Annotated in this window: 16 protein-coding genes and 1 pseudogene; 13 read left to right on the top strand and 4 right to left on the bottom strand. The window is 64.6% G+C overall.

Features of this window, described 5'->3' with window-relative positions; all coding sequences use genetic code 11:
- Positions 1 to 171: 171 nt before the first annotated feature.
- Together EJJ38_RS00935 and EJJ38_RS00930 are read right to left on the bottom strand one after the other, a co-directional pair.
- Positions 172 to 1,452 carry a M28 family peptidase gene (locus EJJ38_RS00935; RefSeq protein ID WP_127088233.1) on the bottom strand — a complete coding sequence of 427 codons (1,281 nt, stop codon included), beginning with the start codon at positions 1,450 to 1,452 and terminating at the stop codon, positions 172 to 174.
- The gene (locus EJJ38_RS00930) at positions 1,452 to 2,369 is read right to left on the bottom strand and encodes a LysR substrate-binding domain-containing protein (protein WP_164738361.1); all 918 of its coding nucleotides are present in this window, start codon (positions 2,367 to 2,369) and stop codon (positions 1,452 to 1,454) included. Before EJJ38_RS00930 ends, EJJ38_RS00935 begins: the two co-directional genes overlap by 1 nt.
- 94 nt (positions 2,370 to 2,463) lie before the next feature.
- Between EJJ38_RS00930 and EJJ38_RS00925 the strand changes: the two genes are divergently transcribed.
- The 5 genes from EJJ38_RS00925 to EJJ38_RS00905 all read left to right on the top strand — a co-directional run bounded on the left by EJJ38_RS00925 (position 2,464) and on the right by EJJ38_RS00905 (position 7,145).
- The gene (locus EJJ38_RS00925; RefSeq protein WP_127088231.1) at positions 2,464 to 3,246 is read left to right on the top strand and encodes an amino acid ABC transporter ATP-binding protein; all 783 of its coding nucleotides are present in this window, start codon (positions 2,464 to 2,466) and stop codon (positions 3,244 to 3,246) included.
- A 43-nt stretch (positions 3,247 to 3,289) separates the two neighbouring features.
- A complete protein-coding gene (locus EJJ38_RS00920) occupies positions 3,290 to 4,120 on the top strand; it encodes an ABC transporter substrate-binding protein (RefSeq protein ID WP_127088230.1) in 831 nt (276 codons plus the stop codon).
- A 148-nt stretch (positions 4,121 to 4,268) separates the two neighbouring features.
- Positions 4,269 to 4,934, top strand: coding sequence for an amino acid ABC transporter permease (locus EJJ38_RS00915; protein WP_127088229.1), 666 nt, complete (start codon positions 4,269 to 4,271; stop codon positions 4,932 to 4,934).
- Entirely contained in the window at positions 4,921 to 6,201 is a 1,281-nt protein-coding gene (locus EJJ38_RS00910; RefSeq protein WP_127088228.1) for a M20/M25/M40 family metallo-hydrolase, read from the top strand. The genes EJJ38_RS00915 and EJJ38_RS00910 overlap by 14 nt, the downstream gene beginning before the upstream one ends.
- Positions 6,198 to 7,145, top strand: a complete 948-nt coding sequence (locus EJJ38_RS00905) for an arginase family protein (protein ID WP_127088227.1) — start codon at positions 6,198 to 6,200, stop codon at positions 7,143 to 7,145. The genes EJJ38_RS00910 and EJJ38_RS00905 overlap by 4 nt, the downstream gene beginning before the upstream one ends.
- A 9-nt stretch (positions 7,146 to 7,154) precedes the next feature.
- Here the strand turns inward: EJJ38_RS00905 and EJJ38_RS00900 are convergent, their stop codons facing one another.
- A complete protein-coding gene (locus tag EJJ38_RS00900) occupies positions 7,155 to 7,727 on the bottom strand; it encodes a TetR/AcrR family transcriptional regulator (RefSeq protein ID WP_127088226.1) in 573 nt (190 codons plus the stop codon).
- A gap of 101 nt (positions 7,728 to 7,828) precedes the next feature.
- Here EJJ38_RS00900 and EJJ38_RS00895 point away from each other — a divergent pair, with 101 nt between their 5' ends.
- From EJJ38_RS00895 to EJJ38_RS00885, 3 genes are read left to right on the top strand one after another with little or no spacing between them, the layout of a single operon-like run.
- The gene (locus EJJ38_RS00895; protein ID WP_127088225.1) at positions 7,829 to 8,143 is read left to right on the top strand and encodes a putative quinol monooxygenase; all 315 of its coding nucleotides are present in this window, start codon (positions 7,829 to 7,831) and stop codon (positions 8,141 to 8,143) included.
- Positions 8,140 to 8,772: a glutaredoxin 2 gene (gene grxB / locus EJJ38_RS00890; RefSeq protein ID WP_127088224.1), complete on the top strand. Its 633-nt coding sequence runs from the start codon at positions 8,140 to 8,142 to the stop codon at positions 8,770 to 8,772. The genes EJJ38_RS00895 and grxB overlap by 4 nt, the downstream gene beginning before the upstream one ends.
- 7 nt (positions 8,773 to 8,779) lie before the next feature.
- Positions 8,780 to 9,223 carry a cupin domain-containing protein gene (locus tag EJJ38_RS00885; RefSeq protein WP_127088223.1) on the top strand — a complete coding sequence of 148 codons (444 nt, stop codon included), beginning with the start codon at positions 8,780 to 8,782 and terminating at the stop codon, positions 9,221 to 9,223.
- Between the two features lie 224 nt (positions 9,224 to 9,447).
- Here EJJ38_RS00885 and EJJ38_RS20875 read toward each other — a convergent pair.
- A pseudogene (locus tag EJJ38_RS20875) lies at positions 9,448 to 9,537 on the bottom strand (IS5 family transposase); the annotation flags it as partial.
- A 159-nt stretch (positions 9,538 to 9,696) separates the two neighbouring features.
- Between EJJ38_RS20875 and EJJ38_RS00875 the strand changes: the two are divergent.
- The 5 genes from EJJ38_RS00875 to EJJ38_RS20235 form a co-directional block, all read left to right on the top strand.
- Positions 9,697 to 10,614 (top strand): SH3 domain-containing protein, encoded by a 918-nt coding sequence (locus EJJ38_RS00875; protein ID WP_127088222.1) that lies wholly within the window; start codon positions 9,697 to 9,699, stop codon positions 10,612 to 10,614.
- Positions 10,615 to 10,858: 244 nt separating this feature from the next.
- Complete coding sequence (locus EJJ38_RS00870; RefSeq protein WP_127088221.1) at positions 10,859 to 12,478, top strand: ABC transporter transmembrane domain-containing protein; 1,620 nt, start codon at positions 10,859 to 10,861, stop codon at positions 12,476 to 12,478.
- The gene (locus EJJ38_RS00865) at positions 12,475 to 14,556 is read left to right on the top strand and encodes an ABC transporter transmembrane domain-containing protein (RefSeq protein WP_127088220.1); all 2,082 of its coding nucleotides are present in this window, start codon (positions 12,475 to 12,477) and stop codon (positions 14,554 to 14,556) included. The genes EJJ38_RS00870 and EJJ38_RS00865 overlap by 4 nt, the downstream gene beginning before the upstream one ends.
- Complete coding sequence (locus tag EJJ38_RS00860) at positions 14,553 to 15,935, top strand: HlyD family type I secretion periplasmic adaptor subunit (protein ID WP_127088219.1); 1,383 nt, start codon at positions 14,553 to 14,555, stop codon at positions 15,933 to 15,935. The genes EJJ38_RS00865 and EJJ38_RS00860 overlap by 4 nt, the downstream gene beginning before the upstream one ends.
- 9 nt (positions 15,936 to 15,944) lie before the next feature.
- On the top strand, positions 15,945 to 17,343 hold a 1,399-nt coding region (locus tag EJJ38_RS20235; protein WP_164738360.1), incomplete at its 3' end, for a hypothetical protein.

The raw sequence follows: 17,343 nt of genomic DNA, 5'->3' as shown, positions 1-17,343 counted from the left end.
GCGCCGAGCAGGCGGATCAGGCGTCCGAGCATGCCGATATATCCGGGCTGCGCGGCCGTGTTCCCGCAGAATAGCCCCGAATAACCACACGCCGAACGTCACCCCTCGCGCCGCCGCCCCATCGGCGGAGACGGCGGCCGGCGGCGGGGCGGACAGCGCCGCCCCCTCCCCTCAAGCCGACATGACGCGCCATCCCGCCGCCTCCTCCGGCGGGGCGGCGCAGGCGGCCAGGAGGAGCGTCGCGGCCAGCTCCGTCGCCCGCGCCAGCTCGCCGGGCAGGACCTTGTCGCGCATGTCCTGCGGCGTGAGGACGAAGCGCACGGCGGCGTCGGGCTCGTCATAGCCCGCCACCAGCCGGAAGGCGGGAATGCCGGCGGCGGCGAAATTGGCGTGGTCGGAATTCTGCAGGAACGGCCGCACGCAGCGCAGGGCATGGCCGCCCCCCTCCGCCGCCCGCAGCAGGAAGGGTTCGAGGGCGCCATAGCCGCTGGTCAGCGCCGCATGGCGGCGTCCCCCCACCACCGTGTCGAGATTGATGTTGAGCGCGATGCGCTCCCGCTCCTGCGGCGCCAATCCCGCCACATATTGCGCGGAGCCGGTCAGCGCCCATTCCTCGGCACTGAAGAAGGCCAGCCGCACGCCGCGCCGGAAGCCCGCCACATGGGGCGCGACCGCGCGCATCACGGCGAGCGCCACCGCCACGCCCGAGGCATTGTCCAGGGCGCTTTCGTTGAGGGCGTGGCCATCCACATGGGCGCTCAGCACCACCAGGTCCGGCCCCTGCCCCGGCAGGTCGAACAGCAAGGTGGAGGTCTCGCCCGGCACGTCCTGCGCGTCGATATGCAGGAGCACCTTCGGCCGGCCGGCGGCGGTGCGGGCCAGGCGGGCGGCGGTCTCGGGCGCGATACCGGCGGCGGGAATGCCCGGCTCGTCCCCGGACCGGCCGGAGGAGCCCGCCACCAGCCCGCCGGGGACGGGACCGGCAATGAGGAAGCCCACCGCGCCGGCCTCAAGGGCCCAATTGTATTTGCGCCGGCGATGGATGGTCCCGGCCACGAACATCAGCTCGTGGCGCACCAGCACGATGCGCCCGGCGATCTCGTCCCGGTGCGCCTCGAACTCCTCCGGGGTGCCCCGGCCGAGATCCAGCACTTCCGCCTCAAGGCCCTCAGGCGATGTGGGTCGGCTGCGCACCAGCGGATGGCAGGGCGCCGTGCTTCCATCGGCGAAGTCCAGTCCGGCCGCGCCCCCGCGCCAGCCGCCATAGCTTACAGGCACCATCCGGCAGGGCACCCCAGTGGCCAGGGCGCCACGGGCGGCCACATAGGCCATTGCGTCGGCCTCGGCCTGCGTCCCCGCGAGGCGGCCACCGAAATCGCAGAGCGCGTCGAATTCTTCCTGAAGGCGGGCATCAGCGGCGATGGCGGCGGACAAATCGGGAGAGGGGGACATCAGGGCTGCTCATGGGCGGGAGAATGGGCGGGAGAGAGGAAAGCGCCCATATGGGCATCGAACAGGTCCAGGAAGCTGCGGGCGATGGCCGAGGGCACCCGGTCGGCCGAGTGGAACACCGCCACCTCATAGAGGACGGTGGGCGCGAAGGGGCGGACCTCCAGGCCGAGCCCCTGGAACTGGGCGGCGGATGCGCCATCCACGATGGAGACGCCGAGCCCGTGGGCCACCATCATGCAGATGGCCGCGAACAGCTCGGAATTGGCCACCACGTTCAGATGGGCCCCGGCCTCCGCGAACACCTTCTCCACCAGATGATGCGCCGCCCATTGGCGGGACATGCTGACGAAGGGCATGCCGGACAGGAGCGCGGGCGTGAGCACGTCTTGGGCAGCCAGTGCATGTCCCTTGGGCAGAATGGCGACACAAGGGATGCGATAGCGGGTGATGCTGAGGCCCGCCGGCTCCACCGAAGCCTCCGCGATGCCGATGTCGTAGGTGCGCGAGGGAAACAGCGAGCGCACCATGTCCGAGTTGCGCACGCTCAGTTCCACCTTGGCTTCGGGGCGCGCCCGGCCGAAGGCGGCGATCACCGGCGGGAGGAGCGTGACGCCCGCCATGGGGTGGCTGACGATGGTCAGGGCGCCCATCTCGCCGGTGCGGATCTGCTCCGCGACGCGGCTGAGATCGTTGATCTTGGCGAGGGTTCGCTCCACCTCCTCGCGAAAAACCAGGGCTTCGGCAGTGGGCCGCACCCGGTTGCCGGAGCGCTCGAACAGCGAGAAGCCCACCTCCTGCTCCAGGCGCGCGATCTGCGCGCTCACGGCTGGCTGCGTGAGCCCCAGCGCGACCGCCGCCTGGGTGACGGAGCCGGCATCGATGACGGCCCGGAAGGCTTCGAGGAGGCGATAGTCCATTTGCATAAATTTTGGTTATTGCGTTTTTGCGTTCGTTTCACTCGAATATGAGTGAGTGTTGAACCACAACGAATTTAGACCATAACGAAAATTTATGGTCAAGGTGAACGGAGAGCCGACCTTGGTTGTGCCGCTGATCGCAGCCCATGAGGTGAGCAAGAGCTTCGGCCCGGTGGAGGTGCTGCGGCGCGTGGATCTCGCCATCCAGACAAGCGACGTGGTCTGCCTCATCGGCCCCTCGGGTTCGGGCAAGACCACCTTGTGCCGCTGCCTCGCCTTGCTGGAGCAGCCGAGCGCGGGAACGGTGGTGATGAACGGCGTCACCATCTCCTCCGCCACGGACAGTTCGGAGGAGCGCCGCTCGGCGCGCGAGGTGCGGCCGGACATCGGCATGGTGTTCCAGCACTTCAATCTCTGGCCGCACATGACCGTGCTCCAGAACATCATCGAGGCGCCGCTGCGGGTGAAGCGCATGCGGCGCGCGGAAGCGGTGGAGATCGCCGAAGCCCTGCTGGCGAAGGTGGGCCTTTCCGACAAGCGCGACGTGCATCCCAGCCGCCTGTCCGGCGGCCAGCAGCAGCGCGTGGCCATCGCCCGCGCGCTCGCCATGTCGCCGAAGGTGCTCCTATTCGACGAGCCCACCTCCGCCCTCGATCCGGAATTGCGCAACGAGGTCCTGGCCGTCATGCGCCAGCTCGCCAGCGAAGGCATGACCATGGTGGTGGTGACCCACGAGATGGGGTTCGCCCGCCGGGTGGCCAGCCGCGTCGCCTTCATGGATCGCGGCGAAATCGTCGAGCAGGCGACCCCGGAAGCCTTCTTCACCGCGCCCGGCACCGAGCGCGCCCGCCGCTTCCTTTCCCTTCTCCAGGACTGACATCGGCCATCCAAGGCCGGGACAACCACCAGAGGATCAAGCCATGACACTCACGCTTTCAAAGCTCGTGTTTCCGAAATTCCTGCGCTGGGCGGCAGCGGCCACGCTCACCGCCTGCATCGTCGCGCCCCTGCCCGCCTCCGCCCAGGCGGTGAATTCGCGGCTCAACGAGATCACCAAGACCAAGAAGCTGCGCGTCTGCCAGTATCCGCTCTATTATTCCATCTCGTTCCGCAACACGAAGACGGGCGAGATCGAGGGCATCGACGCCGATCTCTCCAAGGAACTCGCCAAGGAGCTGGGCGCCCAGCTGGAAATCGTGGAATCCAGCTTCGGCACCTTCATCGCCGACCTGCAGGCCAACAAGTGCGACATCGGCATGTTCGGTGTCGGCGCCTCGCTGAAGCGCGCCCAGGCGGTGGAATTCTCCAAGCCCTATCTCATCACCAACATCTATGCCGTCACCCGCAAGGACGGCCCCATCAAGACCTGGGCCGACATCGACAAGCCCGGCATGAAGGTGGCCGTCACGCTCGGCTCCTATATCGAGCCCTTCATGAAGGGCTACCTGAAGCATGCGGAGCTGATCTCCGTGGCCCCGCCCAATACCCGTGAAGGCGAACTGGTGGCCGGCCGCGTGGACGCGATCATGACCGACTATCCCACCGCCGTGAAAGTCACCGACGAGTTCGACTGGGCCAAGGCTCTTGAGCCGCCGGAGAAGCTGGCCGTCACGCCCTATGCCTATGTGGTGAACCAGGGCGACCAGGTCTGGCTGAACTACGTGAACCTCTTCATCGATACCATCAAGCTCGATGGCCGGCTGAAGAAGTATGCCGACAAGAACAAGCTCGGCCCCATCGTCGCGCCCTGAGCCCATCCCCCTGAGACACGCTGCCGGCGCCCCCTGACGGCGCCGGCCTGCTCGCCCGCACCCCGCGCCGCCACGTCGCCCGGCCCCTGGCCGGAGCGGCCAGGGCAGCGCGTGTCCCACCCCCGAGGCGCGCAGGAGGAGGCCCGCCGTGAACAGCTATCAGTTTCGCTGGGACATCATCTGGAGCAACCTGGACTTCCTTCTGTCCGGCCTCGAGCTGACCCTCATCATCTCCGCCACGTCGCTGGTCTTCGCCCTGCTGGGCGGGCTCGTGCTGGCGCTGTTCGACATGTCGAAATTCGCCATGCTGCGGGCCTTCAGCCTCACGCTGGGCGAGATCATCCGCAACACGCCCATCCTGGTGCAGCTGCTCTGGGTCTATTACGTGCTGCCCATCGTCTTCGGCATCCGCATCTCGTCGCTGGCCGCCATCCTGATCGGCCTGTCGCTCTACATGGCGGCCTTCATCTCGGAGGTTTACCGCGCGGGCATCCAGGCGGTGCCGAAGGGCCACCGGGAGGCGGCGCAGGTTCTGGGGCTCACGCCCACGCAGAGCTTCCTGCGCATTGTGATGCCGCAGGCCATCCGCATGACCTTGCCGCCGCTGGCGTCCAACTTCGTGCAGCTCATCAAGTTCTCCTCGCTCGGCTCCGTCATTTCGGTGAGCGAGATCACGCGCCGGGGCATGGAATTGTCCTCCACCACCTTCCGGCCGCTCGAAATTTTCACCTTCATCGCCGTGGTCTATTTCTGCATCTGCTGGCCGTTGGCGATGGCGATCCGCGTGTGGGAGCGACGCCTTGCCCGCCAGTGACCTTTCCCCCTTCCATGACCGCCTGATCAACGCGGTGGAGGCGGGCCGCGACGACCTCGTGGAGACCACCCGCCGCCTCGTCCGCATCGGCTCGCCCAACCCGCCCGGCGATGTCACCACCATCGCCGAGGCCGCCTCCGCCCTGCTGGCGGAGATCCCCGGCGCGCGGGTGCGCCGCTATGAAAGCGCGCCCGGCATCGTCAATCTGGTGGCCGTCATCTCCAGCGGCCGGCCGGGCCGGCGCCTGGTGCTGAACGGGCATCTGGACACCTTCCCCATCGGCGAGGGCGCCTGGAGCGTGCCGCCGCTGGGCGGCGAACTCCGGGAGGGCCGCATCTATGGGCGCGGCGTGTCCGACATGAAGGCCGGCATCGCCAGCTCCCTCACGGCGGCCCGGATCCTCGCCGGGCATACCGACAGATGGACGGGCGAACTGGTGGTCACCCTGGCCGGGGACGAGGAGAATATGGGATCGCTCGGCGCCCGCTGGCTGCTGGAGCATGTGCCGGAGGCCAGCGGCGACGCCATGCTGTGCGGCGACGTGGGATCGCCCACGGTGGTGCGGTTCGGCGAGAAGGGCCTGTGCTGGGTGGAGATCGAGGCCGAGGGCCAGCCCGCCCACGGTGCCCATGTCCACAAGGGCCTCAATGCCATCGACCGCCTGCGCGATGCGCTGGACGCGCTGAAGCGCCTGGAGGATTTGCCCGTGGACGCGCCCGCCGAGGTGAGCGCGGCCATCGCGGCCTCCAAGCCCGTCTCCGAGCCCCTGTCGGGCGTGGGCGAGGCGGACACGCTCCAGAGGGTGACGGTCAATATCGGCACCGTGCAGGGCGGCATCTCTCCCAATCTGGTGCCGGCGGCCGCCACCGCGGCGGCGGACATCCGCATCCCCGTGGGCGTCACGCTGGAGGCGGTGGAGGCGGCGCTGCATGACGGGCTGGACGGCCTCGACGGCGTGCGCTGGCGCATCATCCGGTCCTATCCGGCGAGCTTCACCCCGCCCGGCCATGAGATCGTCCAACGCACGGTGGAGGCCACCCGCCGCGTCTTCGGCGCAGCGCCGGTCACCAATATGCGGGTGGGCGCGTCGGACGCCCGCATCTACCGCATGTTCGGCATTCCCAGCGTCGTGTTCGGCTGCACCCCGTTCAACATGGGCGCGCCGGACGAATATATCCTCGTCGATGAGCTGGTGGCGGTGGCCAAGGTGCACACGCTGACCGCCTTCGACTTTCTGGCCGAGGCACAGGAAGGCACCGCCCCATGAAGATGTCCGAGCTGAGCGGCGCCGCCCTGATGCACCAGGGCAGCGGCTTCATGGGCGCGCCCTGGTCCGACCAGGCCACGGGCGCCAAGGCGGCCATTCTCGGCGTGCCCTTCGATTGCGGCACCCATCCCTTCCGCATCGGCTCGCGGGAAGGGCCGCGCGCCATCCGCGAGCAGTCCGCCCTGGTGCGGGCCTATGAATCCGAGCGGGCCGATTTCGACGTGCGCGCGGCCCTGGGCCTCGTGGATTGCGGCGACGTCACCCTCACGCCCGGCCGCATCGAGGAGGCGTTCGCCCGCATCGAGGAGGCCGCCTTCCGGGTCGCCTCCTCCGGCGCCACGGTGGTGGGCTTCGGCGGCGACGGCTCCATCTCCGTGCCCCTGGTGCGCGCCGCCGCGCGCCTGTGGCCGGACCTGTGCGTGCTCCACGTCGACAGCCACACCGACTGCCACCCGGTGGATCCCGATCACCCCTATGACGCCGCCAGCCAGTTCAGCCATGTGGCGCTGGAACAGCGCGTCTCCGCCAGCGCCTCCTATCATGTGGGGGTGCGCGGCTCGACCTATCGGCCGGGGGTGGTCGATCACACGCGCACCCTCGGCTACAACATCATCACCATGCGCGACTATGTGCGGCGGGGCGAGGCGGACGTGCTGGCCGAGCTGCACGCCGCCATGGCGGGCCGGCCGGTCTATCTCTCCTGGGACATGGATTCCTTCGACCCCTCCGTCGCCCCCGGCGTGTGCACGCCCACCTGGGGCGGCTTCTCGGCGCGCGAGGGGCTGCAATTGCTGCGCGGCCTGTCGGGCCTCAACATCGTCGCCGTGGACATCAACACGGTCAGCCCGGGCCACGACGTGAACGGAATGTCCGCGCATCTGGCCGCCTATCTCGCCTATGAGATCCTGCTGCTGATCCACGAGGCGCGGGGCGCGGAACCATAAGAGGGGCCGCTATTTGCGGACGACCAGCGCGCTGCAGAACAGGGCGGCGCAGATGTCGGCGATCCCCGGTACCTCGTCCGGCGTCAGCCGACCCATCTGGTCCAGCAGGCCCATCACCAACTGGGCCTGGTGAAGCACCGGAATGTCCGCCCGCAGGATGCCCGCCGCCTGTTCCTGGCGCATATTCTCCATGCTCCACAGGGTCATCTGCGCCCGCGTCAGGCTGCTGCCGGGAAGCTGGTAGAAGCCGATCTCGGTGAGCGCAGGATCCGCCGACAGGACGGTGAGAAACCGGACGAAGCTCGCCCGCACATTGTCCGGGACATCGGCGGCGCGGATCTCGGCGAAGATCAGGCATTGCCGCGTGGCATCCAGCAGCCGGGTGCGGAACGCGGCCACCAGCGCCTCATAGGCCGCGTCCTTGCTCGCGTAATGGAGATAGAAGGCCGGCTGCGACAGGCCGGCTTCCGCGACAATGTCGCTGACCTTGGTGTCGTGAAAGCCCTTGCGGGCGAAAACGGCGATCGCGGCGGCGCGCAGGCGGGCGCGGGTCATCTCCACGCGCGGGGATATGTCGACCATCGACACCTCAATCTGCCTCGCGCGCAGCTTCGCACAGCGGGGTTGCGTTTCGCAATGGAAAAGTTACTGTCGAGTAAGTTACTCGTCAGTAAGGACATGCCATGACCCTCCCTGCCGCCACCATTCCCGTCGTCGCCATCTTCCGCGCGAAGCCGGGCACGGAAGCCATTGTCGAGGCGCTGTTCCGGGGCGTGATCGCGGACACCCTCGCCGAGGAGGGCTGCATCACCTATCAGCTGAACCGCGACGCCGCGGACCCCGCCCGCTTCGTCTGGACCGAGGAATGGGCGAGCCGCGCGCTTCTCGACCGCCATCTGGCCGCGCCGCATATCGCCAAGTTGTTCGCGGAGCTGCCGCACTATATCGAAAGCTCCGAAGTCATCCCGCTGACCCCGCTGGCCGGAGGCGCCGCATGAGACTGCATATCTACGAACACTGCCCCTTCTGCACCCGCGCGCGCCTGGCCTTCGGCCTGAAGGATGTGCCCGTGGACCTGTCGGTGATCCTGGAGGGCGATGCCGAGACACCGATCCGGATGATCGGCAAGAAGGCCGTGCCGATCCTGGAAAAGGACGACGGCAGCTTCATGGGCGAAAGCCTCGACATCGTCCGCTTCGTGGACCATCTCGGCACGCCCCTGTTCGACGGCCCCGCCGACCCGGCACTGGATGCCTGGATCGACGACGCCTGGAAGCCGGGGCTGAAGCTGTTCATTCCCCGCTTCACGAAGGGCGACTTCGCCGAGATGGCGACGCCCGACGCGCGCGAGGCCTATCGGGCGCGGGAGGAGCGCGCCTTCGGCGATCTCGACGCGCTCATGGCCGACACGCCCGCGCTGCTGGCGCAGATGCAGCCGAAGCTCGACGCGCTGGCCCCGCTTCTGGAGGGACGCAGCGCGATCGGGATCAGCGACATCAAGCTCTGGCCGGTGCTGCGCTCGCTCTCCATTGTGAAGGGGCTGACCTTCCCCGCGCCGGTGCGCGCCTATGCCGAGGATTTGTCGGTCCGGGGCAAGGTGCCGCTGCTGTTCGATCAGGCCATGTGAGGGCGCGATGCCGGAGGATCTTCAACAACAATCGGGCGCCGCCCGATCGGCACGGTTCATTCCCGCCGAGATCGCCGCGCGGCTGCCGGCGACCGCGCAGACCATGCTGGCGGACGAATATCTGACCGACCGGCCCGAGGCGAGCTGCCGGGTCTTCCGCGCCTATCGCCCCGTGCCCGCGCATTTCCACCGCGAATGCGACGAATATCTCTATGTGCTGTCGGGGCGCGGCACCTTCTGGATGGGCGATCCGTCCGACGAAGCCGAATTCGCGCCCGGACACCTCCTCTTCTTCGAGCGCGGCGTGGTCCACGCGCTGCCGACCCTGCTGGAAGAGCCCGTCGTCTTCCTCTCCATCGACAGCCCCCGCCGGGCGCCGGACGACATCACCTTCGTGGACCCCGCCAATGGCGGCGCGGCGGATTTCATGGCGCGCAATGCCGGGGGATAGTGGGCGTGAATGGCGGGGTTCTGAGAGCGTCCGTCTCTGAGCGCCTGAGGTCCTGTTTCAGTTGCCGCGCGGACGGACGGCAACCCGATGCTATGGGCGTTCATCCGCGTCGCGATGACGCTCCGGAGCGTTTCCGAGCGAAATGTGAAGCGGTTCGCGTGAAGGAAACGCGGAAAAACAAAGAGAGTGAGCGTTTCTGCGTTTTCATGAAAAGCTGAAGCGCTCTGGATGGCATCAGCATCATAGACTTTGTCGGCAAGCAGCGCGTCCGGCGCGCGCTCTGGAAGGTCGATCAGGTCATCATGTGCCTTGCATATCCGCCGCAGCCACATCGTCGGCGCGCATGAGTTTTTCTCACGTGACGGCGACATTAGTCATTGGACACCTTGGGGTTCTTCGCGTCACGTCAACTGACGGCTCGCGGCCGCGTTCCGTCTTTCAGCGGCGGGCGGGCTTTCTGAAGGAATTGTGCCATGCGCGTGCTTGTTGCTGCAGTTTGGCTGATGACGACAAGCGTCTTCACGCTTCCGGCGAACGCCGACAACGTGTCCGCGATCAACGTTCACTTTCCTGAAGGCGCACGTTCAGCCTCCTACAGCGGCACGGTGCGCAGCTATGACACGGTCAAATACACCCTTGGCGCGCGCGCCGGTCAAAAGATGCCCGTGTCGTTCAGCCCCGACAATGACTCGACTTATCACAACGTAATTGCGCCAGGCGCCGACAGCGCCACGTTCACGATCGGATTCCGCATCGACACGGTAACGCGGCAGGCGCCGATAGCTCCGGCGAATGACAATAAGCCTGTGGCCGCGCCCAAATCAGATTTTGCGGACGGGTATGGAGGTGGGCCGGATTTTTGGCGGGTGGCGGGCATAAGTGATGGCGACGCTCTTAATCTGCGCTCCTCGCCTTCGGCCGATGCCCCTGTCGTTCTAAAGCTGGCCACCGGCGCTGTTGTTCGAAATCTTGGCTGCCGGCCGGTCGATGCCGGCCGATGGTGCAAGGTCCAGTTGCTGGGCGATTCCGATGAAGTCGGGTGGGTCAATGGGCGCTTTCTTCGGGAAGCGGAAACACCGCCGGACCCGACTTCGGACGCTCTCGTTGCGGGGACTCCCTACCATGCCACAGGCCGGATAAGTTGCCGTTTCAAGGGGGATGCGTCGGTAACGACGTGCAGCTTCGGTGTCATCCGAAAAGGACAGGGCGAGGCAGATATCGACATCACGTTCCCGGACGGATTCGTGCGGAAGCTGGTGTTTAGCAATGGAAAAATCGTCGCGCCTGACGGTGCGAGCGTTACGATACGACGCCATGACGACAACACGAATGTAACCGTAAACGGGACCGAGACCTTCGTCATTCCCGATGTCATCGTTGGTGGCAGCTGATTACGGGCAACGGTAAGGCAGCCATCTTCCGAGCGCGAATGACATCCGACCGCAAAATACGATGTGGACGAGGCGGAGAAAATAAGTCAGGTTTAGAATTATTTTAAAATATCAAAAATGGTGATTTTCCGCAGTATATAAACAAAAAAAATTAGGTTGAATGCGATTGCAATTTCGATGGTTCCGTAGCGTAGTTTGCCACTATCGCCGCCGGCGATAGTTTGTAGCAGGACGAGCGCGAACGATGACGAAATCAATAATCGCAAAAATGTGGCTCGTCGCCTTGTCGGTGTTGTCTAATGCTCTTGGTCTGGCGCTGCCGCTGGCGCTGATCCAAGTTTATGATCGCATACTCGCAAATCAGGCCATCGGGACAGCTTTTGTGCTGTTTTCTGCCGTCCTCATAGCCATTGCGTTGGACGGCGTGACCCGTTTCGCGCGCGCCGCGATATTCAGCCGATTGGGCAGTATTGCTGAATATCGTCTCTCCATTAAGGTTGCACAACAGGCCCTTTCCATGCGGCGCAGCCAGTTGCGACGATTTGGAGCCGGGCAGATTGAAGAGTTCTTCGCAGCGATTTCCCGGTCCCGGGATGTGCTCGTCGGCCAGTCCCTGTTGGCGCTTTTCGATGCACCGTTTGCGGTGGTCTTCCTGATACTGGTCTGGTTCTTAGGTGGCCCAGTGGTCGTCGCGCCCCTGGCCATTGTTGCCGTTGCGGGCCTATTTGTCTTCCTTTCGGCGCGTTGGCACAAGGCTGCGGAGGTCAATCGATTTGAAGCCCGCGGCGAGCACAAGTCGCTGCTTATGGCCGGCGTAGAGTTCGCTGAAGTCTTTCGTACGACGGGCATCGCCGGCACGCTGATGATGCGGCTGGTCCGCACCGAAAAAACAGCGTCGGAGGCGACGGAGAGGGCCGAAACGCAGGCTGGCGTTCTGATGGATCTGACGCAGGTCGCCAGCGTCGCGGCTTCAGTTGCCATCCTCGCCGTGGGATCGGTGATGGCGTTGGATGGGAGCATGACAACGGGTGCTGTCGCAGCATGTCTCATTCTCGGTCAGCGTGCTGTTGCCGGCCTCGTGGGCATCGCATCCGGGCTCGCGCGCCGGCAGCTCGCCTCTGCGGCCGATCAGCATCTTCGCAGTTTGTTGGCTGGTCCCGTGGGTATTGCCAGGTCTGGCGATGACGGTTCCAAAACTGACGGCGGAAGTGGTCCGATAGGCATCGCGTTCACGATGGATGGCGTAACCGTCAGGGTGGATCCGGGAAGCCTGACTGTCCTGGACTTCGCGTCCTTCGAGCGTGCGGAGGCTGCGTTTCGCGATGTGTCCGACACTTTTGCGCAAAGCGGCGAAGCGACACTTGGCCGTCTGTCGTTGCGCCTGACGGATCAGGAGGGGGGCGACATACCGGCAACCGGCAACGTGAATGTTCGACTGGTCAACTCGATGCCGAAACTATTTCGCGGGACCATTCTCGATAACCTAACCGGTTTCGACAACGGCAACATTGACGAGGCTCTGGCGATTGCCGCCAAGCTCGGTCTCGACATACCGATCGGCCGCCTCGCAAATGGCGTGAGAACGCAGGTTGGTGCGGAGTTCGGTCTGCCGCTCTCGAGCGGCGTAGCGAAACGGGTCGGCATCGTACGTGGTCTCAGTGGCTCGCCGCGCGCTGTCATCCTGGATAACCCGACCTACGCCCTCGACAAAGATGGCGCCGACCGTCTCGCAGCCCTTCTAGGGGAGTTGGCGGGGCGTATCACCATTATCGTGCTGACACGTGAAGGCATCATGGGAGGGCTGCCGCCGACCTCGGAGCGGGTCATTGTCGCCCCCTCGCCCATCGAAAGCATCGCAGCATGAAGAGGCTTGGAGCCGATCCGATCAGCCTGCCCTCCGAGCGTGTCGAACCTGCGAGTGCGCACCACGGTAGGACAAGCCTTGAAAGCCTGCTTGCCGAGGTGCTTTCGGAAATGGGCTGGCGACGCAGTGCGAAGGTCCTCTCCAGCGCACTGCCGGAAGATGTAGGCATCGAGCGACTTGATGACGCCGCGGCCGTTCTTGCGTTGCTCGAGCTTCCGGTCAGTGTGGATCCTGGCCTGCCGCGCGATTGGCAGGACGGGCTCGACGGTGCGGTTCTGGCTATCGCGGGCGACGAGGCTTTTGCGATCGTTCGAGTCAACGGCGCCGATCGGGAATTGTCCACGAATGGGGCAACCACAGCACGGGTCCGACATATCCTGGCCCACTCAAAACGAGTGCTTTATCTGCGCAACCTTGACGGCGCTACTGCCGGATCGATCATCCGTCAGTCACTTGTCCGCCGCGTTCGGCGAACGGTGCGTCACGGCCTGCTATTGTCTCTCTTCGTGAATGTCTTCGCCGCTCTCGTTCCGCTGTTTTCCATGGCGGTGTTCGACCGTGTACTTGGCGCCAGAGCGCCAGAATCGCTCGTGCCGCTCATCGCGGGTGCAAGTGTTGTGGTCCTGTGCGTGCTCCTCCTTAGGCTGGCCCGCTCTCGACTATTGGCAGCCCAATATGCGCGACTTTCGTCGCTTGCAGGGCTCGCAGCGGAGGTGCGTCTCCTACGCATGCCGCTGCAAGCGCTACAGAAACAGTCGATCGAGAGGATCGATGCCCGCATTGCGCATGTTCGCCGCATCGCCGACTTCTTCGCTTCGGCCAACATACCGGCGGTTTTCGACGCCCCTTTCATCTTCGTCTCGCTGGTCCTTATCGCGTTCATTGGTGGCGTTCTGGCCATCGTACCGATTGTCTACCTTGCGCTCTTCGTTGCCGTCGCCTTCTGGCTGTCGCGCACATCCCGCGAGGTCGATCCCGAACTGGCACGCGCCGCGACGGAGCGGACAGCGCTGTTGCACGAACTGAGTTCCAGCGCGACGGAGATCCGCGAAAGCGGACTGGCCGACGCATGGCTGAAGCGGTTTGCCGATACATCCAAGCTTGCGGCGCGCGGCGCACACGCAGCGGCGGTTCGCTACGGCGCTCTGCAGTCGATCGGCTCGATCCTTGGCACCGGGGCAGCTTTGGCGACCCTTGCCGTTGGCGTCGACCTGGCTATCGAGGGTGTCATATCGTCCGGCGCTCTGGTTGGAACGATGATGCTGACATGGCGGATAACCGGACCCGCCCAGGGTTTCTTTCTGGGGCTCGCCCGACTGCGTGCTGCGCGATCAGCCCTGGCCGGTCTCGACCAGACGCTCAATATCCCGACCCTGGCGACTCCGGTGGTCGCTCTCGAGCACACGCCGCGGAGCGCGCCTTCGATCGACGTTAACGGAGTCTATTTCCGATATGACAGCGACAGTGAGCCGGCCGCCGCGAGCCTGTCGTTCAAGGTCGAACCTGGTAGTGTGACAGTCGTGCTCGGTCCGAATGGCTCCGGCAAGACAACGTTGCTACGGCTGCTTGCTGGTGTTCTCACTCCACAATCTGGTCAGGTGTTTCTGAATGGGATCAGCACGCGCCAGTACGATCCTGATGAACTCGCCCTTTCGACCCTCATTCTGCCGGCGATCGCCGAACGCCGGGACGCAATAGCCTCGCCGGGGCGCTCCTGGAATCCACGCCGTATCACCGGGCAGACGATCGCGGCGGTCATGGGAGAGCGCGGCGCGGTTGGGCCAAGCTCTCGGCCAGATGATCCGTCGCTGCGGGACGAAGTGATAGACCCCGTTAAGCCGCTCGTGCTGCTGGATGATCCGATGGCTTGTGCTGACAAGTCCGAACAGCAGGATTTCATAGCATTCATCCATTCCAGCCGCGGTAAAGCGACTGTTTTCTTCTCCACGCACGACACGTCTCTGGTCGGCATCGCCGACAATGCCGTGGTGCTGAACCGCGGCGCGCTTATGTATTTCGGACCGATCGAGAAGACAGCGAGTCCCGAACGCCCGATTGAGAAGGCTTCCCAGAGATGAACGCTCACAGTGACAATGAAAAGCTTCGGCGTTTCGAGATCAACGATGGACCCGTGGTACATTTGGCCAACGCCTGCGCGATGCTGGTCATGGTCTGCTTCGTGATGCTTATTGCCTGGATGGTGCTGACGCCTGTCGATGAAATAGCAAAGGCGCGCGGCGCGGTAGAGCCTGTCAGCCAAGTGCAGCGCCTGCAGAGCGAGTTCGGTGGTGCTGTGGCATCCGTCGCGGTCCGCAAAGGCGATCTGGTACAGGCTGGCGATCTCATCGCAGTGTTCGACAATCGGGAGTACTATTCCCAGCTTCGCGAAGCGTTGGCAAAGCAGTTGTCGCTTGAGCTGGAACGTGAGCGCCTGCTTGCCTTGGTGGAAAATCGGCAGCCAAGTTTCGTGAGCATCAGGGGGCGTGCTGTTGACGCACAGATGATGTTTTCATCAATCAATGGAAACGTAATCAGCCGGAGTGACGCTGAGGATCGCATCCATCAGATAATTGACCGCGAAACTCAAGCTTTCCTCTCCCGTCGTGCTTTCCTGGAAGGGGAACACAAGATCATCGAACGGCAGATCGCCGGCAAGGTCGCGGATATTAAGGCTGCTGAGACGGAAATGCCGGCGATCGAACGCCAGCTCACGGTAGCCAACGAGCAGAAGACCGCCATTCAGGGGCTGGCTGACAAAGGACTAGTGACCAGCGCACGTTTGGCTGAGGCGCTGGTGGCTGAATCCAATTACGATTACCAGTTGGCCGTCCTTTCTGGAAAGAAGACCGTACTCGAAGCGGAATTGGCTGAACTGCAAGAGCGGTTGGGTGAGATCGCACTGACCGAATCCACCAAATCGAGAGATCGCATCACGCAGATAAACGGCGATGTTCAGCAGATGGAGGAACAGGTCGTCCGCCTCAGGCGTCGCATCGCTGCCTCCCGCGTTACCAGCCCGGTTGCCGGGTTCGTCCAGACCGTTCCGGAAACGATGTCCGGCCACGTGGTGGCCCCCGGCGGTCTCGTCGCGGAGATCGTACCCAAAGACGTTGATCTCCGGTTCGCTGCGCAGCTCTCGCCCAAGGATGTTGGTTTCGTCGTGCCCGGGCAAAGGGTGAACCTCAAGATCGATTCATTTGATTTCAGCCGCTATGGCGCGCTTTCCGGGACGATCACCGAGGTTTCCCCGACCACGATCGTGACCGATCGTGGCGCTGCTTACTATGAAGTGCTGATCGACATTCCGCAGGCCTACTTCAGAAATGATCCCGCCCGTTTCGCTCTGCTCCCTGGAATGACCGGGGAGGCCGATATCCTGACGGGAAAGAAGACCGTGTTTGAATATGTCTGGAAGCCGGTTTTCACCAATCTCGATCTGGCAATGACCGAACGGTAGGCGACGACCATGACACGTGCTCGCTTTGGATCCGAACATCGCGGCAACTCATCGCCGGACGCCAAAGACATCAGTCCGTTCAGTTCGGCGGTTCCGACCGAGACTAAGGATCCTCGCCAAGTCCAGTCTGAAGAGGGATTTGGTTGGATTGCCGCGGATCTTGATCCGGGCAGAGGCCATGTCGATGCCGGAACCGCGGGTGCTCCAGCATCATCCGGCTATGTCGAACCGGTAGTAGACACGCATGAGAGCCCGCCTGTTCCATCCGGCGTTGGGGGATCTCCGATTTCGCCGGAAGGGCCGCCCGGGATACCTTCGGCGGCCATGGGACCTGGCGAGACGTTGCCTCATAGGGCGGATCTTCCGGGGCAGCCGCCGCACCTGTCACCGGATCTCATCCCGCCGACGCTGGGCAATGACAAGGTGCCTCATCTCGGCCCGGGTCCGGCGCTGACCGCGCCCCCGGATCACATTCCCCCGGTTGTCGCGGGCACGGATACGCCGAACCTCGTTCCCGACGGGATGAAGGTTCCGAACCAGTTGCCGCCGGATCACATTCCCCCGGTTGTCGCAGGCACGGATACGCCCAACCTCGTTCCCGATGGGATGAAGGTTCCGAACCAGTTGCCGCCGGATCACATTCCGCCGGTTGTCGCGGGCACGGATACGCCGAACCTCGTTCCCGACGGGATGAAGGTTCCGAACCAGCTGCCGCCGGACCATATTCCCCCGGTTGTCGCGGGCACGGATACGCCGAACCTCGTTCCCGACGGGATGAAGGTTCCGAACCAGTTGCCGCCGGATCATATTCCGCCGGTTGTCGCGGGCACGGATACGCCGAACCTCGTTCCCGACGGGATGAAGGTTCCGAACCAGCTGCCGCCGGATCACATTCCCCCGGTTGTCGCGGGCACGGATACGCCGAACCTCGTTCCTGACGGGATGAAGGTTCCAAACCAGCTGCCGCCGGATCACATTCCCCCGGTTGTCGCGGGCACGGATACGCCCAACCTCGTTCCCGACGGGATGAAGGTTCCAAACCAGCTGCCGCCGGATCACATTCCGCCGGTTGTCGCGGGCACGGATACGCCGAACCTCGTTCCCGACGGGATGAAGGTTCCAAACCAGCTGCCCCCGGATCATATTCCGCCGGTTGTCGCGGGCACGGATACGCCGAACCTCGTTCCCGACGGGATGAAGGTTCCGAACCAGCTGCCCCCGGATCACATTCCGCCGACGCTGGGCAACGACAAAATTCCTCCTATAGTACCGCATGTCGCCCATATCGCCGGGACCGATGTTGGCGCGCTGACGGAGGACAAGGGCGTTACTGCGGGCCACCTCGCCACGGGCGGCACGCTGACGGTGACCGATGCCGATCCCGGCGAGGCGGCGTTCACGCCGGTCA

It is taken from the genome of Aquabacter cavernae, from assembly GCF_003993795.1.
GTDB classification, from domain to species: domain Bacteria; phylum Pseudomonadota; class Alphaproteobacteria; order Rhizobiales; family Xanthobacteraceae; genus Aquabacter; species Aquabacter cavernae.
This window is presented reverse-complemented; position numbering and strand designations above follow the sequence as displayed.